This is a genomic window from Erysipelothrix inopinata (assembly GCF_014396165.1).
In the GTDB taxonomy this organism is placed as follows: domain Bacteria; phylum Bacillota_I; class Bacilli_A; order Erysipelotrichales; family Erysipelotrichaceae; genus Erysipelothrix; species Erysipelothrix inopinata.
The window spans coordinates 109,925-135,679 of record NZ_CP060715.1 but is presented as its reverse complement, the minus strand read 5'-3'; the positions used below and the strand labels follow the sequence as shown (position 1 = coordinate 135,679).

Below are 25,755 nucleotides of genomic sequence, written 5' to 3'. Positions count from 1 at the left end.
TTGCATGCAATAATCTTGAAGAAATAACTTTTATGGAGGCAATGTCATGATTTGTGATGAGAAAAAGATAATTAATCGGTTAAACCGTGCTGAGGGCCAATTACGTGGCGTTACGAAGATGATAGAGGAAGGACAGGACTGTAAGGATGTTCTCGCTCAAGTTACCGCTGTGCGCTCTAGTATCGATAAAATCGTAAAGCTAATTGGCATCAACAATCTTTTAGATTGCATTGATACCCTTCCCGAAGGACTTGATGGCCAAGAGGCTCTCGAAGAAGCCGTAGAGTTGATTGTGAAGTCACGTTAGTATAACTTATAATTAAAAAGAGGAAGATCCTAGTTTGGAACTTCCTCTTTTCTTATGGGACATGGCTTCTTCATTTCATAGCGAATATATACTAAACCTAAAATAATTAATACAAGTGACACTAGTTTATAAGGAAGACCCGCCAAAGGTAAAGCAACCACTGAGAATGAAATACCAATGGAAGCAAAGAAGGCTATCACACATGGGGTACAACCATACGTTAGAATGCCAAAGACAATTGAGAGAAAACCCATATTTTGTCCTTTTCCTTCATGACCATAAATCGTTGCCATAACAGTACTGAGAGTCATCAGAAGACCTGAGAGAATACTCATTAATATATTTAGTAATATATTGACAACTACTAAGGTAACACTGTATTCAGATGCCATTGCACTATAAGACATATTGAATGAATCAATCAGTGTATAGACAAACAAGAAAAATAATGTAAATAAGATCCAATGCTTTCGTTTACTTGGAATCATGGTTAACGCATATTCAAACATAACATCACCTCTTTGTGACGATTATACCACGAGGGGTATATTGTTAAGAGAATAGTGCTCATAAATAATGATGAAAAATAAAATCTATAGTATGTATCCAAATTCCTATAGTTTCTCACTACGATAATTCTATTATAAATATATAATAGTACTGTAAGCGTTTACTGTCTATGGGTAAGCAATATCCCACAATAATGATTAGGAGAAAATATGAAACAAAACAAAAAACAGCGATTCAAAGAATCGATTTTTCGTAATGTGTGTATTGGTATCACAACTGTATCGTTGGCGTTAGGATTTGTTGGAAATGGATTAACAATTCATGCTGCGATTGACGGTGATGGTACGGATGAAGTTAATGAAAATTATGTTAATGGTACATCACTTCAACCGGTTGCACCTGCATTCAGAGTTAAGACGCTACTAGAGTGGACTCCAGAAAAAGATCCAGATGCTAAGTTGAACAGATCGACTGTTCCATTAAATAAAAGTCGATTCCAAGGAACTCAAGTAAATGAACTTGCAAATCCTAAAGCGAAAATTACATCTGCAGCAATCTCTAATGCAAATCATGATAAAACACCATCTACAGGTGGAGAAGACTTTAACGTCTATGCATTTGATAACTGGCAATATCTTGATTCAATGATCTATTGGGCGAGTTCAGAAGAAGGTGTATTTGCTATTCCTTCTCCAGATATTGTCGATGCAGCTCATAAAAATGGCGTGCCTGTGTATGCAACACTTCATTTTCCATGGGGATCAGGACATTATGATTCTTTAGCTGAATTAGAAAGAATGTCAATGAAGGACGAAAATGGGGAATATGTTGTCGCAAATAAAATGATAGAAATAGCGGAGTACTATGGTTTTGATGGCTACTTCTTCAACCAAGAATCATTTGGGTCAAATGCTAAAGTAGCAGATGAAATTAAAGATATGTTAATATACCTACGCACAAAATCACGTGAGATGGGATATCCAGTAAATATCGGTTGGTATGATGCTATGGCAAACAGTGGGAGTGTAAGCCATCAAAATGCAGTAAACAATCAAAATGATATTTGGCTAAAAAAAGATGGAAATGGCAATTATGCTGTCGATGAATTTTTTATGAACTTTAATTGGAGCAAAAGTGGTATCAAGTCAACACATGACTTTATGTCTAAGACTTTAGACAGAGATCCATACGATGCATATGCAGGATTTGAAATTCAACAAAATAGCTATAAAACGAGCATTCAAACTAAGAACTTAATTGGTGAGGATGGAAAAATTCTATCTTCCATTGCCCTGTATGCACCAAACTCTACCATGGGATTTGCTGAAAGTGCAGAGTCATTCTTTAAACATGAACAGATACTCTATACCGGACCCGAAGGAGACCCAAGTATTACGGGCGATGATGGTGAATGGGTAGGGATGTCTCGTTTTGTAACAGATAAATCTACAGTTTCAGGAACTAAGTTTGGAACAAGTTTTAACGCAGGTCATGGAAGAAAATGGTTTGCAGAAGGTGATGTGGTACGTGATCGAACTTGGAACTATCGATCGGTGCAGGATATCATGCCTACATGGCGTTGGTGGGTTAAAGATCCAGTTGGAACACGATTGGATGTAATTTACGATTTTAATGATGCATACAATGGTGGAAACTCACTTCAATTTAATGGAAACCTTGAGGCAGGAAGCATTAATGATGTAATGCTTTATAGCACAAACTTGGATGTGGAATCAGGCACTAAGATAAACCTCACAACCAAAGGAAATACAACCAGTGTTCTTGAAGTAGGCGTTGCATTTGATGAAGACTATAAAGAGAAGGACTTAACCTATTTTGAAATAAGTAGTGATGAAAATTGGGGTACGAGTTCTATCGATTTATCTGAACATGAAGGTAAGAAAATCTATGCACTAAGTCTCAGAGTTAGGACACAGGAAAGTGAATCCTTGTCAATCAATCTTGGTCAGCTAACAGTTGGTAAAGAAATGAATGAGATTTCAAATACAAAGTCTGTTTCAGTTGACGAAAAATTACTTTCTAACTCCCGAGAAGCAAGTGCTAGAATATCTTGGAGCGATGTTAGAGATGCGCAAAGTTATGAAATTTATCAAGTAAATAAAGATGGAAAAGAAGTACTGCTAGGATCAACAACGAATACTGTCTTTTATGCCGATCAAATTACAAGAACGAATGAGAACGCAATGGATGGTAATACCACAACACTTCGTGTTAAGTCCATTGATGCTCATAAACAACGTTCTAAGGGAACTGATGTTAGTTTCAACTGGGATGTTGCATTGGACGGAAGCGATATAAATGAAGTATTCGAACCTGAAAACTTGGCACTCAATGCTGAAATAACAGAGGTTTCAGCTGAAAATGCAGCAGAGCCAGGATGGAAAGCACTTGATGGAACAGCAACAGGTAACAGTAAATGGACGGCAACTAATAAAAAATCAGGATATCTTTCAATTCGTTTAAAACAACCAGAAACGGTTACTCGTTGGCGTGTTGAACATGCTGAGTATGGTGGAGAGGCCAACAATATGAATACTGTAGACTTTTCCTTAAACTATAAAGATGAAAATGGTGTTTGGAAAATAGCGAAAGATATTAAAGGTAATACTAAAGCAGTCACAGATGTCTTGCTGGATGAGCCCATCACTGCACAGGAATGGAAACTTAATATTACAAATTCAGGAACATCTCCTTGGGGAGCAATCCGAATTTATGAATGGCAAATGTTTAATAGTGGATTTGCGAAAACACCGATGATTCCACAATTCCACATTAAACCTGACTTTGAACGAAATACGATTAATATCAATGAGCTAAAGAAAGGTGATAAAGTTCGTCTTTACGATAGCATAGCTTCAGAAACGCCGATTTATGAAAAAGAAGTTGAAAAAGATGGAAATACGATCCTAGAAGACATTGATTTCAATAAATTTGGCGAACGAATTTATGTAACAAATCAAAGAGAAGAATTAGATGAAAGTGGTAAGAATAGTGTAATGTCTCTACCTCTAGTTGAAGCATCCATGTATATTCATGTGTATGCAGAGGGTATGGGACTTAATGCAACGTATGACATAATTGACAGTTCCGGTAAGGTACGAAGTGAAGGAGGAACCTCGGACTCGGGTCTTACACTTAATCTTCCTATTGGTGACTATCAGCTTTCCTTTACATCACTACCACTTGGTATATACTATGATCAAAAACCGATTGATTTTTCAGTAGTTAAAGATCAAGATAATGAAAAGATTATCAACTTAAATTATTATGAAAACTACAATGAGTTGGGACGTAGAATCTATGAAGTTAAACAACTCAAAGAAGGTGAGTACAACTCAGAATCATATCGCCATTTATCAGAGGTTTTAGAGGCAGTATCACTTGTACATAAAAATCCAGCTGTTACAGATAAAACATATACCGAAGCTCTACAGAGTTTGAACACAGCTGTCGAAAACTTATTGCCATCAGCGGATAAGTTATCAATGATGCTTCAAAATATTATTAATGATACTTTAAAACTAGATGAGTCTAAGTATAGTGTTGAGAGCTTCTCCAAATTGGAAACGAGAATTAATGAGGGAAAAGTACTATTAGAAAATAATAGCAACGATGAGACATTACTCACTGCCGCAATAACAAACATTGAAGAAGCAGTAAGCGCTCTTGAAGTCAAAGAAGACAGTGTTGATAAGAAGGATCTTGTCGCATCGATTCAAAAAATTAAAGCATTGGATAAAGAACTGTATACACCTGTCTCTCAAAAATTAATTGATGAATCACTTATAAAAGCCTCAGATGTTTTAGAAAATGATCAATCCACACAAGATGAAGTGGATATGATTGTTTCTGAAATCGATGAAGTGCTTCTTAAATTGAAATTGAATGCAAACAAGACACTCTTGAAGGCACTCATTGATAACAATGAATATTTGGAAGCTCAGTATTCGAAAGATAGTTTTGCAGTGTATACTCAAGCATTGCAAAGTGCCTTAAAAACTAGAGATGATTTGGAAGCAACACAACTCGAGGTTAATGAGGCATATAGCACATTGAAGTTAGCCATTGATAGTCTTGACGACATCACAATTCCACGCGAGAATTCAGTTAGAGAACTCGAAGAAAAGCTTGAGGAAGCACGTTTGATTGATGGTGAAACATACACGCCAGAAACAATTCTTGTTCTTGAAGAAGCAATCAAAAATGGTGAAAACGTTCTTAATAATCTTCCATCTAAGTTAAAGAAAAATAATGAATTATACAGCATCAAAGCACGAACAATCAGCACGGAACAAGATGTTCAAAATGCAATTGAATCGTTGACAAATGCTATAGATGGATTAGTTAAAAAAGAAGATCCAAAAGAGCCTACAAAACCAACTGACCCAACAGAACCAACAAAACCGACGGAACCTACTAAGCCTATAAATCCGACAAATCCAGTTAAACCAAATGATGGAAGTGAAACAAAACTTCCGGAAACAGGTATGGAAAATAGCAATCGAAATTTAGCACTAGGTTCTATGATTACAATGTTAGGACTTTCTGCGGTAATGTTTAAAACACGAAAGAAACATGAAAAACATTAATATATAAATAAAAGCTAGAGTGTCTATATTAACTCTAGCTTTTTCAAATAAAAAAAGACTTGAAGTAAATCAAGTCTTTAATGAATTATGAAATTGCGCCACCTTGGATTTTAGCATCTTCTTTAACAGTTACTGAAGTTGCGATTGCTACTTCTAAACCTTTCGCAATTTCTTCAAGGCTTAATGAAGGCATATTAACCTTTTGTGCAGCTTGTTCTGTTGCGAATGGAACGTGAATGAAGCCACCTTTAGTTGCTGGGAACTTTTTATCAATTAAATACATAAGTCCATACATTAAGTGGTTACATACGAAGGTACCTGCAGTATTAGATACTGATGCAGGAATTTTTGCTTCTTTCATGTTTTCTACCATTGCTTTAATTGGCAGTGTTGAGAAATAAGCACCTTCACCGTCAAGACGAATCGTTTCATCAATCGGTTGGTTTCCTTCGTTATCCTTAATACGTGCATCATCTTGGTTGATTGCTACACGTTCTGGAGTAACGCCGAAACGACCACCTGCTTGACCAACACAGATTACAACATCGGGTTGATACTTAGTCATGTTTTCTTCTAAGACATCAATCGCCTTTCCGAAAACTGTAGGAACTTCAACTTTAATAACTTCAGCTCCTTCAATTGTATTTGGAAGGAGTTTCACAGCTTCATAAGCTGGGTTCATTGCTTCTCCACCAAATGGATCAAAACCTGTAATTAATACTTTCATAAATTATTTCCTCCTTTAAAATGCTAAGAAATACATTAATACAATATGTGCAATTAATAATGCGATTGCAAATGGTGCTTGGTACTTGATCACAGTATATTGTGATTTTGTTTCAAGAAGTGTTGCCGGTAACAGGTTAAAGTTCGCAGCCATTGGTGTTAACAATGTACCACAGAATCCTGCTGTCATCGCAAGTGCACCAGCAATAACTGGATCTGCACCTTGTGAGAATACAAATGGAATACCAATACCGACTGTAATAACAGCAAAGGCAGCAAATGCATTACCCATAATAATAGTAAAGATTGCCATACCAACACAATATGCAATAACTCCAGCAAGTGCAGAGCCGTTAGGAATAACATTACTCATTAATGTTGAAATCAATTGTCCAACACCAGCTGATGTAAAGATTGCTCCTAAACCAGCGAGAAGTTGAGGCAAGATACTGAATGAACCCATGGTACGCATTAAACGACTTGCATCTTTAACAGCGTCTTGTGGGCCAGCTTTTGTAATAATAAGAGCAGCAATTAATCCACAGAATGCAGATAAACCAATCGCAATATATCCAAAGACTGAATCAGATACTTTTAATGCTGGATCAGCAAGGCCTGGTAAAACCATTGAGAAGATTACAGCACCGAGAGCAATGATAAGTGATGGAATAAAGATTGCGAGACCGATACGATCCGATGAAGTTTGTCTGAAACGATCAGGAATCATTTCAATTTTACTGATATTTACAACTTTAAACGCTGAGAGAACACCAAGTCCTAATACTAGGAATCCGTTAACTTCTTTAGGAACATAAGGTCCTACCATAAATAAGAATGCAAGAATGAACCAGAATAATGAAGCACCGTACTTACGGTTATCATCTACGTTTTTAAATGCATCAATACCACTCACAATAAATATAAGTCCGATATAGATATACCAGATTTCTAAAAATAATGTCCAAAAATTCATTATTTTTTACCTCCTTTAGCTAAACGACGATCAAGTAATACTGTTTGAACGCCTCCAAATACTAAGGAGCAAACAAAGATAGGAATTGACCACATTGCGATACCACGGTTAGTAACAGCAAAGCCTGCAGCTACTAAAGTTTCAACGATCAAGTTAGTTCCGCTACTATATAGGAACAAGTTTTGTCCGAAGAAGTTACCGTAGTTATCAGATGCTGCAGCAGCAGCTTTGATTTCATCTTTTTCATCGTCTGTTAAATCATCTTCTCCACGTGATTGAACAGCAGCACCTTCAGCCATAGGTTGGATTAAAGGTCTAACAAATTGTGGATGTCCTCCTAAACGAAGGGATCCAGCAGCAGCAAATTGACGAATCAATTGATAAACAAAGATAACACGTCCTGCTGTAAGTACCTTCATCTTTTGAATTAACTTAACAGCTTGTTCACGAAGTCCGTATCGCTCACACAACCCAACCACCGGTAAGGTTAATACGAAGATTGTAAGACCACGTTGAGAAACAAATTTTTCTCCTAAAACTCCAACTACTTCCATGAACGACATTCCCCCAATTAATGCCGTTACGATAGCGGCTACCAGGACAACTGCAAGAGAATCGAGTTTAAGTGCAAAACCAACTACGATTATTACAATTCCGGTCAGTAACCACAGATTAACAGAATCTACCATAATAAATTTTCCTTTCAAAATATATAAGTCACATTATATAGCAAAACAAGAAGAGTGACAACTTGAAGAACTGATAAGTTGTAAGTGGAATTGAAATTCTTTTAACAAACTTTCAATTATTAAACATGAAACCAAGAAAATCAAGAGGTATTGGAAATTTTATGAGGGAAATATCTTAATTTTTATCCTATATGTGTTAAAATAGAGCTAGTAGTAGTTTATAGAAAGAGGTGCTTATGGTTAACGAAGAAAAAAATAACGAGATTGAGGAAAAGGTAGAAGTTGAAGATTCACCAAAACCTGAAATCTCCGATCATCATTTCGGTTGGGAAAGTCTCGCCTCAGTTGAAGAATCTCGTCAAAATCAATTAATATCAGAAGTCTATAGTCTAATGAGTACAGGAGATGATTTAAAACTTGATTTTATCAAGGATGAATGGAACTCATTATCAGCAGAAGGAATTGATCCTAAATTAGAAGAGCGTTTTAATCACGCAATTAAACTTTATGAAACACGTCAAGAACGTATTGATGAAGCACAAAAAATTAAAAAAGAATTAATTCAAGAAGCTGAAAAAGTTAAAGATTCGAAAGAATGGAACAAGACAGCTACATACCTACAAGAATTACAAGGTCGTTGGAAAGAAGCTGGCTTTGCTGGTCAAGATATCGATCAAGAGCTTTGGGAAAAGTTCCGTGCAATCAATGATGTATTCTTTGATTCACGTTCAAAACATTTTGAAAACTTAGCAGAAGCTCGAGAAGAAACTCGTGAAGTAAAAGAAAAACTTATTGAAGAAGCAGAAGCTTTAAAAGATAGTACTGACTGGAAGAAAACTTCTGTAGAAATGCGTGACTTAATGACACGTTGGAAGGATGCTGGTTTTGCGGGTCGTGATTACGAAGATGCTCTTTGGGAACGATTCAATGAATCACGTCAACACTTTTACGAAAATCAAAGAAACTTCTTTGAAGAACTTCGTGCAACACATGATGAAGCTAAGAATAAAAAAGCTGAAATCGTCGCAAGTGCAGAAAAAGTTGTGGAATCATTTAACCCACAAACAGTTCGAGAAGAAATGGATAAATTATTCGAAGAATGGAAAACAATTGGTCACAGTGGTCGTGAACATGAAGAAAAACTTTGGAGTCAGTTCAAATCGCTTCAAGATGAATTCTATTTCAAGATTAAGAATAGAGATTTAAAAACTGCTGAAGAACGCCGCGAAGAACTCGAAAATGAAGTAGAGCTTTTAGAAGTGCGTATGTCAGCTCTTGAAAACTTAAACGAAAAAGTCAAAATTAAACTAACAAGTTTAGAAAGACAATTCGAAGAAAGTGATTCAGAAGAACTTGCTGCAGAAATTGCAGAATTAAAAGCTAGCTATGAAGAAAATGAGAAAAAACTTGATGAGTATGCAGATGATTTAGATCGCTACTCAAAAGAACTATTCCACATTTCTTAATTATGAAACTCCTAAATTAGTTTTTAGGAGTTTTATATTCTTAATTATGTCTACATAGGGGGGAAAATGAAACTTAAAGAAGTAAGTTTACGCGTGGTGATTGTAAGCTGTATTGCTTTAGCACTATCATGGGCAAGTGTTCGGTACGCTCCTGTTTTAAAGCTTTCTTTTGTACCTATGTTTATCGTTGTCACGATCTTAAGCGCTTTGGTACTCATGGTTCAAATAGTAGTACGACAATTCGGACATTATATTTTTGGAGTAATATCTGGGTATGAATTTACATCGATTCAATTATTAAATTGGGTTATGGTTTCTTCTGAATATGGAATTCAGTTCAAGAGATACCATGTACCAAGAATCAATGGGCAATGTATTATGAAAACTCCTGATGTGGAGTTGGATGAATTACCCTATACCTTGTATCTACAAGGTGGGAACATTGCGAACGGAATACTGACATTATTTCTGACAGTGATTGTTTTGAATGCCAACCTTGATATGATGAAGCAACTCATATTGGTTATATTTATCATTATGGGGCTGGTAGTGCTGTTTGTGAACGCTGTACCGCATGGTTTGTTTATAAACGATACTGAAGCAGTACGAACCTTAAGAAGAAGCATTCAGGCTCGCGATGCCTATGTACAACTATCCGGATTTTATCGGGAGCAATTTGATTTTTCTGATCGCAGTCATTCCTTCGAATTTAGAAGTTATCCTATTGATTTAGTGGATAACTATTATGCATTTTTGGTCAACTATTATTATCTTTACCAAAAACGATTGGAAATTGGTTGGAACGAGTGCTTAATTCATCTCAAAGAACTCCAAGGGATTGATGTAAGAATTCCATATGTTTATCGGATGCAATTAGAACTTGAAATCAACTACCTACAGATGCGAATGAGCCAAGAAGTTCCTGAAGAAACAGAACAGCTAAAACGATACATAAACGGTGTTATGTACTCTCCGCAAATTGTTAGGTATCTTTATCTTAAGTCTTATGTTCAAGATGGAGAACTGAATGATCAACTCTACAAACATTTTGAAATTGTTGCAGCAGAGTATCCTTTTATTCTTGAGAATGAGATGGAACGGGAAATCATGAATATATTAAAAGATGAACTTGCCTAGGAAGAGTTGAAAAAACTCTTCTTTTTTTACTGTCTATCCACTTATTTGATGAGTAAATAGGGCTGATAATCATAATATTTAACTTTTTATAAAGAATTATGAAAAACCTATTGATATTTATTATTAAGGTTGATATAATCAATAAGCATTAAGAAATACTTGCGGGCGTGGTGAAATTGGCAGACACACTAGACTTAGGATCTAGCGCTTCGGCATGGAGGTTCGAGTCCTCTCGCCCGCACCATAATTTAAATTAAACCAATCTAAAAAGATTGGTTTTTTATTTGATTAGTTGATATGATGAAACTAAGGAGAACATCAGAATATGGAAGGTAAATTAAATAGATTTTTCGTATCGTTATCGAAATCTGAATGGGAAAATTTTCTAAATTTTAATAAAAACTATTACAATGATTTGAATAATATACGGATTTTTGATTATCCTAGTCCCTATTATGATAATGGAGTTCAATGTGTAGTTCCGTATCGGTTAGGGTATCAATCCTCAGAAGAGTTCAAATATACGTGCAAAGTCGAACAAATTATTGGTTGGTGCCTGATGACACGACATCAAAATGGGTTTATTAGATTCAGTTACCTAAGAAAAATTTTAGACAAACAGATAATAGCAGATTATCCATTCGTTATTCCGTACATACTTAGGCTACTCGGTGAGTATGTTTCGGAGATATGGGACTACATATTTGAAAATCAGCATCTTCTACAGTGCAAAGAAGTTAATTACTTTGTCATTAATAATTTTGACTTCATGGATAAAAACCTACAAAGAAATATTAGTTACTCGTATCTTTATTACAGAAGTAATATTGTAACGGGTAAATTTGTTTCAAGTGGATGTGCTGTTTTACAAGGCTTACTAAGATGTGCAAGCTCATAGATATGTATAATTCATTCTACTTACTGAACTACGTAAAAAAGGTACTACTATTCTAAGGTAGGTTTTATCCTAATAAACTCATCATAACTGCTGCCAGGAGGTGACACCCAATGAACGAATTCACTATATTACAAGATGATAATGAATACCTACAATTTGTTTTAGTTAAGACAATTAAAAATTATGAATACACCCCAAATAATTTTACTTCAAATTATATTATGAATGTCTCACTCAAATCCGACCTCTATAAACTAGATTTAGAGTTAGAATTTTACAGATATAACCTTATTACATTTTTAGATTCCCTTAAAAGTTTATATTCTACCTTGAATGGTGAAGCTCATTTAAATAACGGTTTTTATGATAATGATGTGATGCTTAAAGTGTCTAGTGTAGGCAACCTTGGAAATATTGAATTAGACATGCAAATTATTAGATATGGAATAAATAGTAATTTTTCTGGAGAAGATAAAATTTTGTTTATACGAGGTATGGATCAAACATATTTAACTCTGTTGATTACATCACTTACAGATTTTCTGGAAAGTAATTGATAAATCCTTTTTTACGATTATCAAAGTTTAGAAACCCAGATAACATTATTTGTAGAATTCCTACTGTATCCGCACCAAATAAAATTAAACTAACATCACCCAAAAGGTTATGTTTTTTTTATACAAAGCAGTAACAAGACTAAAAAAAGAACCAGAATTTGATTTTTGGTTCTTTTTATTTTACTTCAATTATTTTAATATAATAAGGATTTAAACCACTTTAGATTTACCTTATGGTGTTCCCGTGAATTTTCAAGCATCAAACGAAACTTAGGATCTAAAGTATTCACATCTTCTAATGCGTGATTCAGATTCACTATTTTTGATTCTATTTGACTAATCTGAGAGTTAATATACGAATGGTAGTGTTCTTCAGGAATTAACTCGTTGAAAAGCATTGGAGTATAAAAGGATAAATTGACATACTCTGATATATTTCCGTATTTATCCATTAACTCCGAGAACAATTGTTCACCTTTAGGTGTCACCGAAAAGTAAGTGATTTCCGGATCATTGGAATCAAGGGTTCCAGAAAGGAATCCCTTCTCATTCATTTTTTGTAGATTATAATAGAGAGAACCTTTTGTGTATTGAACTATGTATTTATAGTGTCTTTGGTCCATTATCTTCATTAGTTCATAGCCATGAGTATTTGGATACTTCAACAGTAAACCTAAGATAAGTAATTGAATCATTGTTATTCTCCTTGATTGATGCTTTGGTAAGACTCCATATATGTATCGATTGAAATTTTACCAAGGGCAAATTGGGTATTCAGTTTATTCATTTTTTCTGCTTGTGTTGGCATTTTCGAGTAAATATCTTCAAGTATCGCAGCTTCGCTAGCTAATGACTTTGAATAATTCATTAGCTTTGTATATGCTTGATAGTATCGAATACCAAAAACTCTTTGCGACACTGAGTCTAAATGAATTCCGTCAGGATTTAAAGATAAACCTTCTGCAGATGCAAGTCCAACATAAGGGATGCTGTTCCCAACTTTTTCGATAATATCATTAATCTTTTCAGATTGAGTACAGCTCATTCCAAACCCTGCTTTCCCAAGTTCATCAGATAGCGTTCCAATTACTATCGGTATGTTTGGTAGATTGAGTTGAGATCGAAATGATTCTAAAACATCAATGAGTTTCTTTTCATAATTAGTGTATAAATCACTGTGGCTATCGCTTTCTCCTTGATGCCATAAAATTGCGACGAGTTCTGTATTCTCAAGTGCAACTTTAGTTTGGGTGATTGCGTTTGTAAAGAGTGGTTGGTCACTTTGCCACTCTGAAATAGTACTACCTCCTTCTGCACAAGGAATAATTGCAATCTCGTCTTCAGGATGATCAAGAAGCCAAGCTGCTGCAAAAGACGCTGATGGTCCGATACCGGCAACATGACGATCAAAGTTGATGGGCTCATTCATCATTTGCCAACGAGTATTTCTCCACATGTATATTCGTTCATCTGTGATTTCAGGAACTTGATTAATAAAGCCTCGTCCTGCCATGTTTGATTGTCCTACAATTAGGATTGATTTTTTCATATATATACCTCGTAGTCTAATTAGACTAAAATATTATAACACTATCGAAGTAATAGTCTAGCGGAATACAACTATAGCAGATAAAAAAACTGTTCTATTTTCTGTATTCTCACCAAAATCTCACTGTAAGAATACTTCATCATGATAAAATATATATAAGTAGAAACATATTCATTTCATACATATATGTGCATTCAACAAATACTAGGGATAGAGTTCCTAAAAGGATAGGAGGTTAAATAAGTAATCAACTCATTCCTTAACTATTAAGTATTATCTAATGAATTCCTGAATTTATAATAGGAGGACAAAATGGTAAACAAAAAGAATAAAACATTCATGATAGTACTCATAACACTCATACTTTTGTTGTGTCTCTCATTAGTAGGACGTAAATTTTCAAGAGATGATCCCGAAAAAGTATATGATATACTTACTGTGGAACAGGAAAGAAAGCTAATCATTAAGGAGAGAATTTTGCTTAAAGATTATTTTGATTCTGACGCAAACTTTAAAGATACTGATTTTATTAGACACGAAAATATTAAAAACGATAAATTAAGATTTAGTATTTATTCAAAAGAGATACCCGATAATTTGATTAGAACAGAAAATCAAGTTTATGAATTTGATCTTAAAACACGAAAAAGTGCTCAGCTATATCAGAATGTTGATGGTTTTATATATGACTCAACCGAATCAAATTTAATACTAGTAATGAACGATTTCGAAGATAAATTGAGAGTTAGAGTCTTAGATGGAAACAAACAAAATGGAATAACCCTCTTGGATTTTGAAAGCCACCCAGTGTGGGGAGAATTCAAGTTCTGTAAGGTTAATGATGAATATTATACATATTCAATGGGTGATGAAAAAAAAGATGGTAAAAAAGTTATTTCTGGATCCTTATGGAGTATTAATGGTAGCGGTATAAGTCAGGAGAGCAACGATATTTTTAATAACTACTTTGATGCTGGTGATGATGAAAGGTATGATAGATCAGCTTCTCTCAGCTGTGGAAATAATACATTCACACAAACACTATCTAATAAAAGTGACTCTATCATATACTACTATGAGGACGGTGTTAAAACAGTTACAATTCCATCTAGAGTGATAGCATCATGGAAAATAGATGATACAATCTACTATACTTCAGATAATGATGAAGTAAGTTCGTTTAATCGTTATGACTTACGTAGTGGAGAAATAACAAACATCATCAAGGATAAAATGAATAGAGAAGCAATCTATCTTGATGAAGATAATATTATCTTTTTAGATAATTACAAAAAAAAGATGTACTTATTGGATCAGAAAAGAAATTCACTTGTTCCAATCGAATTTCCTGAGAATATCCTTGAAATTATTACTGTTGTCAAGATTGGTGATGAATTTCTGATGATCGTAGATGCACCTCTTGAGCAGAATAATGATAAGTACAGAACAGAACCAGAAGTAATAAACTTTAAATTAGAGTAGTTTCACGGTGGTAGAGGTAGACTTCTTAAGTTAAGAAGTCTACTTTTTGTATGGTTGAAGTGCAAGAATTTAATAAAGTTGCGCAATATTCTATCTAATATTGAAAGCGCCTACATGATATGCTTTGAGTGAAATTGAGATGAGTGAACAATTTCCGTAATTCAGAAACTATGTTAGCGTGAACATATTTTCTTATAAAAGGAGAAAGAAATGACTCGATTTATCAAATCTTTTAGCATATCAATTTTAGCTTTATTTATGGCGTTTGTTTCTACAATACCAACCGCTACAATTCATGCTGATTCTGAGGAAACAGAAAAACCAGATGCTGTATTGAGTGGCCGGGGTTTTATGAACCAGAAGCTACCGGAAATCAAATAGATACAGTAACAAGTGTAATAAGCGCTACATTTGCGGAATATAATGGCAAATTATATGCATATTCAATGACGAATGGTGGATATTTTAATGCTCTGGATGTTGAATCAAACACACTTGTGTATTCACAGTTAATGCCAGGAGTATCACAATCTTGGGGACATACAGCGGATGCACAAGGGAATGTCTATATTGCAGCATTAGGCCCTAATAACGATGGTCAACTCTATCGATATAAACCTAATGAGAAGAATGTTGAACTTTTAGGAACACCGATGCCTGGACATCAATTCTGGTCAATTACAACGGATGATGTAGGAAATGTTTATATCGGTACTCATAAAGAACACGAAGGTAGTGTTGTTAAATACGATGTTGAGCTTGGGACATTTAAAAACATGGGTAAAGCCACTGAAGGTAATGAAACAGGGTACGTTCGCTCGATTGCGTATCATGATGGTTATGTTTATCTTGGCACGGGAGTACGCTCTCGTGTTATCAAAATGAATGCTGTGACAGGTGAAAAAGAAGATATCACTAAAAATGCTTATGATATCATTGATAAACCTAATGATAAAGAAAATCTAAACCATGTCTACAATATGGGAGTGGCAGAAAACTATCTCGTGGCACGTTTTGACGATAATGGCGAAGGGGCGATTCTCTTCTATAATCTCATTGAAGAAAAATGGGAAGAGAAAACATTAAAGAAAAAACATGACGGGGGACCTGATGATTTTGGTGCGTTCGGTTGGGATCAACTTGCAGTTCATAACAACAAGACCTACGTTACATATGAGCGTAAATTACATGAAGTAGATCTTGAAACACTTGAAGCAAAACCAGTAGGTGGATCATTCTTAGGTCACCGTGGAGGTGCTGTGTATCAATCTAAAGAAGGCTTAGAATTTGTATCACTAAAACGACTTGGAGATGTAGCACATTTTAATCTTGATACCGGTAAATATCATGAAACAGAAAACATATTAAAAGGAACACCGGTGTTGCTTCATAATTTAGGCAAAGATAATGATGGAAATCTTTATGTATCCTCCTATCCAGGCGGTCCTAAAGGGATGCAAGTTAATCTAAAGACCAATACTAAAAATATCTTTAATCAAATGCAAGCTGAAGGAATGACTGCTGGTGAAGGAAATAAGATGTATTTTGGACTCTATAGTGGGGCAATCATTCAAGAGTTTGATACACAAACACTGGAATCTAAGACATTATTTAATCTAAAAGATGAATATGTTCAAGATCGTCCCTACATTATGGATTATCAAGATGGATTATTGATGATGGGAACGATTCCTTATTATAAAGAATTAGGAGGCGTACTCGCACTCTATAATCCCGAAACAAAAGAAAAAGAAGTTCACCGTAACGTTGTTCAAAACCAAAGTATTGTTGGGCTTGCAAAACGTGGTAATTTAATCTTTGGCTCCACCACTATTAGAGGTGGTTTGGATGCATCAGCAGATGATATGGCAAGCAAACCTGTGATATTTGTTTGGGATATTGAAAAACAAGAAAAAGTAAAAGAAATTGAAATTCCATTCCCAGAGATTCAAAAGACACCTATGATCAGTGGACTTACATTTGATGAGTCTGGACAACTATGGGGAGCGGTAGACGGTGTGCTGTTTACTATGGATCCAGAAACAATGTCATTTACTAAGCATAAAGATATTTACCCAGACGTAAAAAATCGTGGGATGTGGCGCCCGGTTCATATTGAATTTGGTGAAGATGGATTGTTATATACTGACTTAGCTGGAAGAATGACAGTTGTTGATCCAAGTACAGAAGATTGGAAACACACACGTATTCTTACAGATAAAGAAGTAGACTTTATGACACTCAGCAAAGATGCTGAAGGAAAACAAGCAATTTATATCTTACAAAATGCTCCAAATGACATCGAAAAAATCCGAATTGTTGACGTGGACCCATTAGAAGAAAATGATGAAATTATCAATGCACAAGTAATTCAACCACTAAAAAATGGTGGGTTTGAAGACATGGATAATAAACGTGAATTATCAGGAAATCATCCTACAATTCCAGGGTGGTCATCACTCTTTGAAGCAGTTACTGCGAACGTCTCATTTGAAGTAACAACAGAACGTGCCTATGAAGGCGAGCACAGTCTTAAGATTGTTGATCAATCTGATAAAGAAACTGTGTTTGTAAAGTCGGATAATATTCCGGTACACTCAGGTGTAAAATACACGGCTAGTGTCCAACAATATTTAACTGATGGACAAAACACTGTGTTCATTCGTTTCTTTGATGAAAGTGGTAAACAGGTTGGCAAAGATATTGAGGGTGAAACATTAAAACATATTCGTAGTGATTATGGAAAATGGAATGAGATAACCGTTTCCGGGATTGCACCCGAAGGAGCTGTTTATACAAATGTAACTTTTGGTTCATCAAACTACTTCCAAACGAGTGGAGCATATTATGACGCAGTAAAACTCACATCAGAACATCAAGTTATTAAAGGTAAAACTGCGTACATAAACGATGCATTAAAACATGCGATGGAAGTGGATACGACGAAGTACACCGATGAATCAGTGGCAAACTTAGAAAAACAAATTAAAGTTACTTCTGAACTGTTAAGTCTGTTGGAAAAACAAGAAGCAGAAATGATCACCGGAATATCACTTGAATCATTTGAAAAGCGAGTCACTCAAGAAATGATCCAATCGCAACTTGATTTACTGAATGATTCAGTGAGTTGTCTAAAGCTAAAGGAAAAACCAATTGATCCAGTCGATCCGGTAGATCCAATTGATCCAGTGGATCCAGTAGACCCGATTGATCCTGTAGACCCAATTGAACCGGTGGATCCTGTCGAACCAATTGAACCATCTGTTCCTGTAAATCCAGAAACTGACAATAAAACAGAATCAGAAGGATTACCTGCAACAGGTATTTATCAAAACAATAATTTACTCTATCTTGGAATTGGTGTAATTGTGCTTGGATTCACAATCCTAAATATCAAGAAATTTAAGAAAGAATGATAGAAAAGGCTGAGAAATCAGCCTTTTTTTAGGTATTTAATCTCTGATGGCAATATTTTTATGATTCTTGGCAATTTAGGTAATATTAGAAACCTACCAAAAAAGATATAATGGAAGCGTATTCAAGGAGGAAGCAGATATACAGGATTAAGAAGTAGATACTTCTGCAAAATTGATGACAATTTAAATATAAATTGTGATAAGGCCCTAGTTTTAGTCAAAATGATGACCTCAAGAAATCAATTCTCTAACATTTTTTGAATCGCAATCACTCATAATACTACCTTGATACAGATTCAAAATCACGCAGTGTTTAGAATTATTCCAATAAAACATGAGTTCTTATCAAATATCTTTGTTTCAGATAGAAACAAGCATGCTTTCGAAATATAAGGAGGATATAGCATGACTAAGATTTTCAAGCGATCCATGTTGGTCGCGTTAGTATTACTGACACTTGTCGGATGTGGCAGTAAAAAAGGAGCAACATCAAACGAAGCTGTAAATTTAACAGTATGGGTTCACCCTTACGTTGGTGCTGAAAAGAAATCAGAAATTGAAGCAGTCTATGCAAAAATGACTGAAGAGTTCAAAAAGACTAATCCAAATGCAACCGTAACATTTGAAGAAATTCCTTGGGCAAACCGTGAACAAAAACTTACAACGACACTTGCTGCAAAACAAGGACCTGATATTTTTTACTTAATTCCTGACCAAGTAACTCAATTTGCGGATAAAGATTTAATTGCAAGTATTGATGACATGGTTCCTGCTAAAGATCTTGAAGGTTTCTCAGATACGAGTATTCAAGCTGTAAAATATAAAGATAAATTATACGGATTACCAATCTTACGCGAATCACAATCACTATTCTATAATAAGAAAATTCTAGAAGAAATTGGAGCTGATGTTAATAACTTACCGAAGACATGGGCAGAGTTTAATGAACTTGGTAAAAAAGCTGTAGAGAAAGGTTACTACGCACGTACATACGATGGTGGTAATACACTTAACTCTTCACTATACCCACTAATCTGGCAAGCAGGTGGTGATATCGCAAATGATAAGAATGAAGTTTTCATTGATAATGAAAAATCAGTTAAAGCATTTACTCAAATTAATCAATGGTACAAAGATGGATTCATCTCAAAAGATTCAATCACAGTTGAAGACTCAGCACCTTTATTCTTAGAAGGTAAAGTAATGGCTGCGTGGGCTGCAAATAATCTCATTGCATCAGCTAAAGAAAACAATGTTGAGTTTGTAATTGGTTCACCATTGAAAGAAGAAGTAGAAACAACATTTGGTACTACTGGAGCTTTCGTTGTATCGAATGGATCAGCAAATAAAGAAAAAGCAGTTGAGTTCCTCAAAGTGATGACTAACGAAGAAAACATGAAAGAATTCAACACGGTTACTGGATTTATTCCTGCACGTGAAGCAGCATTATCAATTTATGATAACAATCCAGAAATGAAACAAATGGCAGAGTTTACTAAGATTGCACGTCCTGGTGTTATCAACTCTCAAGCTCGTGTATTCATGCCAGATGTACAAGCAATTGTACAAGCAATGTTAGAAGGTTCAATTACACCACAAGAAGCAGCAACAAAATCTGCTGAAGCAATTAAAACTTATCTTAAATAGATTAGAAATGTGAGGTTTAACATGGAAGAAAATAACACGCTTGAACGTGGACTCACAGGGTCGAGCTTACCAAAAGAAACTAAGAAACCGTCGTTTTTTGAAAGAGCAAAGAAACATGTCAAGAAGCACTCATTAGTTTACTTGTTTTTAGTTCCGATTCTAGGGCACTTTATATTTTTCTACGTCGGTCCGATTGTATTTAGTTTTGTGATTACATTCATGGACTATCCAATCGTAGGAAAACCAGAATTTATTGCACTTGATAACTGGAAACGGTTCTTCAATGACCCAAATGCATGGAAATCCGTTTGGAATACGATCATGTTCTCAGTACTTTATATTTTACCAACGATGGCATTAGGACTTCTATTCGCAACATTAATTCATTCTCTAAAACGTCGTTGGGCGACACTGTTTAAAGGAGTCTTCTTTCTTCCAGTTGTAACTTCATTTGTTGTTATATCCGGGATTTGGGCTTGGATGTTCCGAGGAAATGCTGAAGGTTTTGTTAACCAATTCCTAGCACTCTTCGGAATCCAAGAACAACTCTTTCTATCAAGTTCCAGTCAAGCACTTATGGTGCTTGCGGGACTTTCAATCTATAAGGTTGTAGGAAATACAATGATTTATTACTATGCTGGATTACAAGGTATTCCTGACGATGTATATGAAGCAGCGAAAATTGATGGGTCGGGTCGCTTTAAAACTTTCTTTAAAATTACGATGCCACTCTTAATGCCAATTCATTTGTATGTGGCGATTACCACAACAATCGGATCATTTCAAATTTTCGATTCTGCGTTCTTATTAACAAAAGGTGGCCCAAACTATGCAACAAACACTATTGTTTACTATATGTATCAACAGGGATTCACAGCATATGACTTTGGTTACGCAAGTGTATTAGCGTATGTCTTATTCTTCTTTATCTTCGCTGTATCGATGATTCAGAAACGTTACCTTGGAAAACAAGTTGACTATAATTAGGAGGCAATTATGAGCGATAAGAAAGTAAAAATTATAAAAGGATTAATTCTAACTCTGTTAGGAATTACATTCCTGGTGCCGTTTCTAATAATGGTTGTTGGTGCATTTGTAGATGCAAAAGTTCCTGTAGGTAATCCGTTAACATGGATATTTACCCATGATCTCACGATTAAGAATTTCCAACATATTTTTAAATATTCACCAATTCTAACATGGATGTGGAATTCCATCGTGGTTTCTGTAATCCCTACAGTCTTGCAAATGTTCTTTGCTGCAGTCTTAGGTTATATCTTTGCACGAAAAGATTTTTGGGGAAAAGATATACTCTTTTGGACGATGATGGCAGTGGTTATGATACCTACCCAAGTTTTAATTATCCCTCGATATATTATGTTCTCGGAGATTGGATGGGTTAATACGCGTGCTGCACTTATTATTCCACTTGTTTGGTCAATAATGGGTGTGTTCCTCGTCAAACAGTTTATGCAACAAATTCCGGCTTCTCTTGAAGAATCCGCAAAAATTGATGGTGCAGGAGATTTAAAAATATTCTTTACAATTATGCTTCCACTATCAAAACCCGTTATCGCAACAGTGGGTACATTCGCATTCATTTCTTCGTGGAACGATTTTCTAACTCCATTAATTTTCACAACAAGTAATGATATGTATCCTATTACCGTTGGACTTGCATCACTCCTTACGAAAGAAGGACACTTTGGAATTGAAATGGCAGGAGCATTTATTTCATTTATACCGACATTCTTGATCTTCCTATTTTTCCAAAAATACTTTACGAAAGGAATTGCCTTTACAGGTATTAAATAACAATTATGATGAACTATTTAGGAGCCCAAAATGGGCAAATTAAAATATACGAATCTGAGGATTTATCAGTTATTGATAACTATATCCTTGTTGATGTCTCATATTCGGCTGTAAGCCCAGGAACAGAAAATACGATGAGTCAAGGTTCTCAAGAAGAAGTGGTTCGTCTTGGGTATTCTGCCTCAGGAATCGTAAATTCTGTGGGTAATGGCGCTGATGATTTTAAAGTTGGAGATCGAGTTTCAGTTTATGGTGCACCCTATGTGGGACACCGTTCGCAGTTACTTGTACCGAAAACTCTCGCTGTGAAAGTTCCAGAAAGCGTGTCACTTAAGGACGCCTCTTTAGGTGGATTGGGTGCTATCGCAATTCACGGATTGCGTCAAGGAAATCTTCGTTTTGGCGAAATCTGTGTTGTTGTCGGACTTGGAATATATGGGCAACTTATTGCGCAGATTGCTCATAACGCAGGACTTGTAGTATTTGCACTAAACCGATCAGCTTCACGTGCTGAGTTACTTCACGAAGTATCAGGTCTTAAAACATACTCAGATGAAGATGAACTTGAAAAGGACTTGATGCTTGCGAGTGGTGGTAAAGGTGCTGATGCAGTATTTCTATGTGCGGGAAGTGGCGCAAGCTACTTAACAGACAAGAGTATTGATTGGCTATGCGATCGTGGCAAATCAGTTATTGTTGGAGATATACAACCAAATTATAGTAGAGAAAAAATGTTTGTTAAAGAAATTGATATTCGTATTTCAAGAGCTGGTGGACCTGGACGTTACAACACATCTTATGAAAAAGATGCCGTAGATTATCCATACGGATATGTTCGTTGGACTGAGGGCCGTAATGTTGGGGAGTTTATACGACTTTTAGAAGCAAAACGTATAAAAGTAGACGCATATTACGATATGCCAACTCCGATTGAAACATATCCTGAAGTTTATAGAACGCTCTCTGAAAGAGGTGCATCGTATTTAACACATTGTTTTACTTACGGTAAGAATCAGGATCTAGAAGAGGAAAAAGTATGACGATATTGAATGAAATAGAGAAAAAAATGAATACAGCTTCTTCAGCTCTTGTTGAAGATGTGAAGCACATTGACGGTGATATTATTATCCTTGGTGTCAGTGGAAAAATTGGCTATAACTTAGCTGCTTTATTGATGGATGCATTAAATAAAGCGGGTATTAAGAATAAGGTTTACGGTGTTGCACGATTCTCTGATGGTAATCAGTCACGTGATGCTCTCGAAGCTATCGGAGTCCAAACACTTGTGGCTGATTTTATGAATGATGAATCATTAAAATCACTCCCTCATGTTAAGAATGTCATATTTATGGTGGGATATAAATTTGGTAGCACGGGTAATGAATCATATACTTGGGCACTTAATAGTTATTTACCCGGACGTATCGCAGAAACATTTAAGGACTCCAATATTGTTGTGTTCTCTACAGGGTGTGTTTATCCTCTCGTAAACGTAAAGTATGCAGCACCTTCAGAAGAACAAATGCCTGAAGCAATTGGAGAATATGCTCAATCATGTCTTGGACGTGAACGAATTTTCGAACATTTCTCAAAAGAGAATAAAACACCTATGGCTATTTATCGCTTGAACTATGCCATCGATGTTCGTTATGGCGTGCTCGTGGAAATTGCGAAAGATGTTTATAATGATCGACCTGTTGATGTCACAATGGGTCAAGTCAATGTTATTTGGCAACCCGATGCAAGTGAAATGGCAATCAGAAGTTTATTGCACACAACAGTACCTGCTAATGTAATTAACATTACAGGACCAGAAACTTTATCTGTACGCTGGATTGCGGAGCGCTTTGCAGAACGTTTTGGAAAAGCAGTTACGATTGTTGGTGAGGAATCTGAAAATGCACTTCTCAGCAATGCATCAAAATCTCATGAATTGTTTGGATATCCTCAAACAAGTATTCGAGAAATGATCGACACTATTGCAACGTGGATTGAACTTGATGGTTCGATGATTGACAAGCCAACTCACTTCCAAGAAAGAGAAGGTAAGTATTAAATGAATCAAGATCAACACGATTTACTCTTTAAAGGAACCGTAATACCGGCACATCCTTTAGCCTTAAATGAAGACAAAAGTTTAGACGAATTATCACAACGGGCATTGACACATTATTACATCGATGCTGGTGTGGGGGGAATTGCGGTGGGTGTGCATACAACACAATTTGAAATCCGTGATCCAAAATTTAACCTGTATGAAAAAGTATTGACACTTGCAAGTGAAGAAGTGTCAAAACGAAAACTTGAGCGTCCTTTTTTACTGATTTCAGGGTTAGCGGGGCCAACAGATCAAGCATGCCGTGAAGCGAAGATTTCTAAGAAACTTGGATATTGTGCATCGTTATTGAGTATGGGCCATCTCCCAGATTATACGGAGAAACAGCTACTTGAACGTGCTCGTGAAGTAGCAAAAATAATTCCTGTGATAGGTTTTTATCTTCAGCCCTCTGCAGGAGGTCGTATTCTTTCTTTTGAATTTTGGAAAGAATTTATGAACATTGATGGCGTTGTTGCAGTTAAGATAGCCCCATTCAATCGCTATCAATCCCTTGATGTCATGAAAGCTGTAATGATGTCGAAACGATGTGATGAAATTGCAGTTTATACTGGAAATGATGATAATATTGTTCCTGATTTATTGACAGATTATTCCTTAGATATTGATGGAAAACAGGTAACGAAACGTATTGTGGGTGGATTATTGGGACATTGGTCTGTTTGGACAAAAACATCAGTCGAACTTTTTAATCAAATCCAAAATGCACGAGAAACACATGAAAATATCGAATCACTTTTAACTCTTGGCACTCATGTTACAGATGCGAATGCAGCATTCTTTGATGTTCGAAATGGATTCAAAGGATGTATTGCAGGTATTAATGAAGTGTTAGCACGTCAAGGACTGCTCAAAGGCAATTGGTGTTTACTTGACAAGGAATGTCTAAGTGAAGGGCAGTCAGAATATATTGATGAAGTATATGCTTTATATCCGACATTAAACGACGATGCCTTTGTAATGTCTAACCGCGACTTATGGAACAGTTATGCAAACAAAAAGACCCTATAGAATAGGGATTGTCGGTGCCGATACATCTCATGTGTCGGCATTCGTTGAATATATCATTCATGATAACCGTTTTCGTAGGCGGTTTGAAATTGCGGGAGTCGTGGATGATCAACGTGGCACTCGCCAATTCTACAATAATCGAAGATCACAAATATTAGAATCATTACCCAAAGATATTCGTGTGACTAATAAGATGGATTTAGAGGGTGTGGATGCTTGGTGGATTCTTGCTGGGGATGCTGAAACGCATTATGATTTATTAAATAATTTACCAGAAACACACAAACCTATTTTTATTGATAAACCGATAGCTTATAGCTATAACGATTTCAAGCGAATTTGTCAGTTAACAAAAGATAAAGACTTACGCGTATACTCGTCGTCGACTTTAAGATTTGCAAGCTTCATGACTCATGCATACGCTCACTTTGATCTTGCGGATTCAATAGAAATTGAAGGACCGCTTACTTTTGTTGACGAGATACCAGAATACCACTGGTACGGCATTCACTGTCTTGAAATGGTGTTTGTTTTATCATCTGAAGTTAAGATTGAAAGATTGGAAATAACAGATGATGAAGAATACTTGTATGGAACCGTATCGAATAAACCTTTTAAAATTCGTTGGATCAAAGTTGGAGACCCAAACTTCAAAATTAGATTGGATAATCGAGAATTTGCATTGAATGAATCTCTGTATGAGGGACTCATTCATGTGCTATGTGAAGCAATTGAAAGCGACACAACACCTGTTTCGTTGGATACAACCGGACGCATCATGAAAGCTTTAGATCAAATTAATGACATGAGAACTGAAGCACTAGAGAAACTAAGCTAGAGGTGAGT

21 protein-coding genes and 1 tRNA gene are annotated in these 25,755 nt (G+C 35.7%); 16 read left to right on the top strand and 6 right to left on the bottom strand.

All coding sequences use genetic code 11. The annotated features are described in order from the left end of the window. The first annotated feature begins 46 nt into the window (after window positions 1-46). Window positions 47-307, top strand: coding sequence for a metal-sensitive transcriptional regulator (locus H9L01_RS00650; protein ID WP_187534038.1), 261 nt, complete (start codon window positions 47-49; stop codon window positions 305-307). A gap of 29 nt (window positions 308-336) precedes the next feature. On the opposite strand, the gene H9L01_RS00645 is transcribed toward H9L01_RS00650, so the two are convergent. After that, the gene (locus H9L01_RS00645; protein ID WP_187534037.1) at window positions 337-816 is read right to left on the bottom strand and encodes a hypothetical protein; all 480 of its coding nucleotides are present in this window, start codon (window positions 814-816) and stop codon (window positions 337-339) included. Window positions 817-1,026: 210 nt separating this feature from the next. On the opposite strand from H9L01_RS00645, the gene H9L01_RS00640 reads away from it, so the two are divergent. After that, on the top strand, window positions 1,027-5,427 hold the full coding sequence (locus H9L01_RS00640; RefSeq protein ID WP_187534036.1) for an endo-beta-N-acetylglucosaminidase: 4,401 nt from the start codon (window positions 1,027-1,029) through the stop codon (window positions 5,425-5,427). A gap of 85 nt (window positions 5,428-5,512) precedes the next feature. On the opposite strand, the gene pcp is transcribed toward H9L01_RS00640, so the two are convergent. From pcp to H9L01_RS00625, 3 genes are read right to left on the bottom strand one after another with little or no spacing between them, the layout of a single operon-like run. Further along, window positions 5,513-6,154: a pyroglutamyl-peptidase I gene (gene pcp / locus H9L01_RS00635; protein ID WP_187534035.1), complete on the bottom strand. Its 642-nt coding sequence runs from the start codon at window positions 6,152-6,154 to the stop codon at window positions 5,513-5,515. Between the two features lie 15 nt (window positions 6,155-6,169). Next, window positions 6,170-7,126, bottom strand: coding sequence for a DUF979 domain-containing protein (locus H9L01_RS00630; protein WP_187534034.1), 957 nt, complete (start codon window positions 7,124-7,126; stop codon window positions 6,170-6,172). Then, window positions 7,126-7,815 carry a DUF969 domain-containing protein gene (locus H9L01_RS00625; RefSeq protein WP_187534033.1) on the bottom strand — a complete coding sequence of 230 codons (690 nt, stop codon included), beginning with the start codon at window positions 7,813-7,815 and terminating at the stop codon, window positions 7,126-7,128. Before H9L01_RS00625 ends, H9L01_RS00630 begins: the two co-directional genes overlap by 1 nt. Window positions 7,816-8,051: 236 nt before the next feature. On the opposite strand from H9L01_RS00625, the gene H9L01_RS00620 reads away from it, so the two are divergent. The 4 genes from H9L01_RS00620 to H9L01_RS00605 all read left to right on the top strand — a co-directional run bounded on the left by H9L01_RS00620 (window position 8,052) and on the right by H9L01_RS00605 (window position 11,873). Further along, window positions 8,052-9,281, top strand: a complete 1,230-nt coding sequence (locus H9L01_RS00620) for a DUF349 domain-containing protein (protein WP_246449088.1) — start codon at window positions 8,052-8,054, stop codon at window positions 9,279-9,281. Window positions 9,282-9,347: 66 nt separating this feature from the next. Beyond that, a complete protein-coding gene (locus H9L01_RS00615; protein ID WP_187534031.1) occupies window positions 9,348-10,418 on the top strand; it encodes a hypothetical protein in 1,071 nt (356 codons plus the stop codon). Window positions 10,419-10,579: 161 nt separating this feature from the next. Then, a tRNA-Leu gene (locus H9L01_RS00610) sits at window positions 10,580-10,662 on the top strand. A 764-nt stretch (window positions 10,663-11,426) separates the two neighbouring features. After that, window positions 11,427-11,873: a hypothetical protein gene (locus H9L01_RS00605; RefSeq protein WP_187534030.1), complete on the top strand. Its 447-nt coding sequence runs from the start codon at window positions 11,427-11,429 to the stop codon at window positions 11,871-11,873. Between the two features lie 194 nt (window positions 11,874-12,067). Here H9L01_RS00605 and H9L01_RS00600 read toward each other — a convergent pair whose 3' ends face one another. Further along, window positions 12,068-12,568 (bottom strand): PadR family transcriptional regulator, encoded by a 501-nt coding sequence (locus H9L01_RS00600; RefSeq protein ID WP_187534029.1) that lies wholly within the window; start codon window positions 12,566-12,568, stop codon window positions 12,068-12,070. Window positions 12,569-12,570: 2 nt separating this feature from the next. Continuing rightward, window positions 12,571-13,422, bottom strand: a complete 852-nt coding sequence (locus H9L01_RS00595) for a sialate O-acetylesterase (protein WP_187534028.1) — start codon at window positions 13,420-13,422, stop codon at window positions 12,571-12,573. 312 nt (window positions 13,423-13,734) lie between these two features. On the opposite strand from H9L01_RS00595, the gene H9L01_RS00590 reads away from it, so the two are divergent. The 10 genes from H9L01_RS00590 to H9L01_RS00545 all read left to right on the top strand — a co-directional run bounded on the left by H9L01_RS00590 (window position 13,735) and on the right by H9L01_RS00545 (window position 25,747). Then, window positions 13,735-14,904: a hypothetical protein gene (locus H9L01_RS00590; RefSeq protein ID WP_187534027.1), complete on the top strand. Its 1,170-nt coding sequence runs from the start codon at window positions 13,735-13,737 to the stop codon at window positions 14,902-14,904. Between the two features lie 210 nt (window positions 14,905-15,114). Beyond that, complete coding sequence (locus tag H9L01_RS00585; RefSeq protein WP_187534026.1) at window positions 15,115-15,285, top strand: hypothetical protein; 171 nt, start codon at window positions 15,115-15,117, stop codon at window positions 15,283-15,285. Window positions 15,286-15,350: 65 nt separating this feature from the next. After that, complete coding sequence (locus tag H9L01_RS10645; protein ID WP_223151032.1) at window positions 15,351-18,320, top strand: LPXTG cell wall anchor domain-containing protein; 2,970 nt, start codon at window positions 15,351-15,353, stop codon at window positions 18,318-18,320. Window positions 18,321-18,725: 405 nt separating this feature from the next. After that, window positions 18,726-19,967, top strand: coding sequence for a sugar ABC transporter substrate-binding protein (locus tag H9L01_RS00575; protein WP_187534025.1), 1,242 nt, complete (start codon window positions 18,726-18,728; stop codon window positions 19,965-19,967). A gap of 21 nt (window positions 19,968-19,988) precedes the next feature. Beyond that, the gene (locus H9L01_RS00570) at window positions 19,989-20,954 is read left to right on the top strand and encodes a carbohydrate ABC transporter permease (RefSeq protein ID WP_187534024.1); all 966 of its coding nucleotides are present in this window, start codon (window positions 19,989-19,991) and stop codon (window positions 20,952-20,954) included. 9 nt (window positions 20,955-20,963) lie between these two features. Continuing rightward, window positions 20,964-21,782: a carbohydrate ABC transporter permease gene (locus tag H9L01_RS00565; protein WP_187534023.1), complete on the top strand. Its 819-nt coding sequence runs from the start codon at window positions 20,964-20,966 to the stop codon at window positions 21,780-21,782. Between the two features lie 8 nt (window positions 21,783-21,790). Continuing rightward, on the top strand, window positions 21,791-22,822 hold the full coding sequence (locus tag H9L01_RS00560; RefSeq protein ID WP_246449085.1) for a zinc-dependent alcohol dehydrogenase: 1,032 nt from the start codon (window positions 21,791-21,793) through the stop codon (window positions 22,820-22,822). Continuing rightward, complete coding sequence (locus H9L01_RS00555) at window positions 22,819-23,838, top strand: NAD-dependent epimerase/dehydratase family protein (RefSeq protein ID WP_187534022.1); 1,020 nt, start codon at window positions 22,819-22,821, stop codon at window positions 23,836-23,838. The genes H9L01_RS00560 and H9L01_RS00555 overlap by 4 nt, the downstream gene beginning before the upstream one ends. After that, the gene (locus H9L01_RS00550) at window positions 23,839-24,909 is read left to right on the top strand and encodes a dihydrodipicolinate synthase family protein (protein WP_187534021.1); all 1,071 of its coding nucleotides are present in this window, start codon (window positions 23,839-23,841) and stop codon (window positions 24,907-24,909) included. Next, window positions 24,887-25,747 carry a Gfo/Idh/MocA family oxidoreductase gene (locus H9L01_RS00545; RefSeq protein ID WP_187534020.1) on the top strand — a complete coding sequence of 287 codons (861 nt, stop codon included), beginning with the start codon at window positions 24,887-24,889 and terminating at the stop codon, window positions 25,745-25,747. The genes H9L01_RS00550 and H9L01_RS00545 overlap by 23 nt, the downstream gene beginning before the upstream one ends. Window positions 25,748-25,755: the final 8 nt, after the last annotated feature.

Coding starts and splice junctions, on each gene's coding strand:
- H9L01_RS00585 (WP_187534026.1), top strand. CDS start 15,115: ATGACTCGATTTATCAAATCTTTTAGCATATCAATTTTAGCTTTATTT.
- H9L01_RS00600 (WP_187534029.1), bottom strand. CDS start 12,568: ATGATTCAATTACTTATCTTAGGTTTACTGTTGAAGTATCCAAATACT.
- H9L01_RS00590 (WP_187534027.1), top strand. CDS start 13,735: ATGGTAAACAAAAAGAATAAAACATTCATGATAGTACTCATAACACTC.
- H9L01_RS00630 (WP_187534034.1), bottom strand. CDS start 7,126: ATGAATTTTTGGACATTATTTTTAGAAATCTGGTATATCTATATCGGA.
- H9L01_RS00575 (WP_187534025.1), top strand. CDS start 18,726: ATGACTAAGATTTTCAAGCGATCCATGTTGGTCGCGTTAGTATTACTG.
- H9L01_RS00650 (WP_187534038.1), top strand. CDS start 47: ATGATTTGTGATGAGAAAAAGATAATTAATCGGTTAAACCGTGCTGAG.
- H9L01_RS00625 (WP_187534033.1), bottom strand. CDS start 7,815: ATGGTAGATTCTGTTAATCTGTGGTTACTGACCGGAATTGTAATAATC.
- H9L01_RS00545 (WP_187534020.1), top strand. CDS start 24,887: ATGCAAACAAAAAGACCCTATAGAATAGGGATTGTCGGTGCCGATACA.
- H9L01_RS10645 (WP_223151032.1), top strand. CDS start 15,351: ATGACGAATGGTGGATATTTTAATGCTCTGGATGTTGAATCAAACACA.
- H9L01_RS00595 (WP_187534028.1), bottom strand. CDS start 13,422: ATGAAAAAATCAATCCTAATTGTAGGACAATCAAACATGGCAGGACGA.
- H9L01_RS00620 (WP_246449088.1), top strand. CDS start 8,052: ATGGTTAACGAAGAAAAAAATAACGAGATTGAGGAAAAGGTAGAAGTT.
- H9L01_RS00560 (WP_246449085.1), top strand. CDS start 21,791: ATGAACTATTTAGGAGCCCAAAATGGGCAAATTAAAATATACGAATCT.
- H9L01_RS00570 (WP_187534024.1), top strand. CDS start 19,989: ATGGAAGAAAATAACACGCTTGAACGTGGACTCACAGGGTCGAGCTTA.
- H9L01_RS00550 (WP_187534021.1), top strand. CDS start 23,839: ATGAATCAAGATCAACACGATTTACTCTTTAAAGGAACCGTAATACCG.
- H9L01_RS00615 (WP_187534031.1), top strand. CDS start 9,348: ATGAAACTTAAAGAAGTAAGTTTACGCGTGGTGATTGTAAGCTGTATT.
- H9L01_RS00565 (WP_187534023.1), top strand. CDS start 20,964: ATGAGCGATAAGAAAGTAAAAATTATAAAAGGATTAATTCTAACTCTG.
- pcp (WP_187534035.1), bottom strand. CDS start 6,154: ATGAAAGTATTAATTACAGGTTTTGATCCATTTGGTGGAGAAGCAATG.
- H9L01_RS00555 (WP_187534022.1), top strand. CDS start 22,819: ATGACGATATTGAATGAAATAGAGAAAAAAATGAATACAGCTTCTTCA.
- H9L01_RS00605 (WP_187534030.1), top strand. CDS start 11,427: ATGAACGAATTCACTATATTACAAGATGATAATGAATACCTACAATTT.
- H9L01_RS00640 (WP_187534036.1), top strand. CDS start 1,027: ATGAAACAAAACAAAAAACAGCGATTCAAAGAATCGATTTTTCGTAAT.
- H9L01_RS00645 (WP_187534037.1), bottom strand. CDS start 816: ATGTTTGAATATGCGTTAACCATGATTCCAAGTAAACGAAAGCATTGG.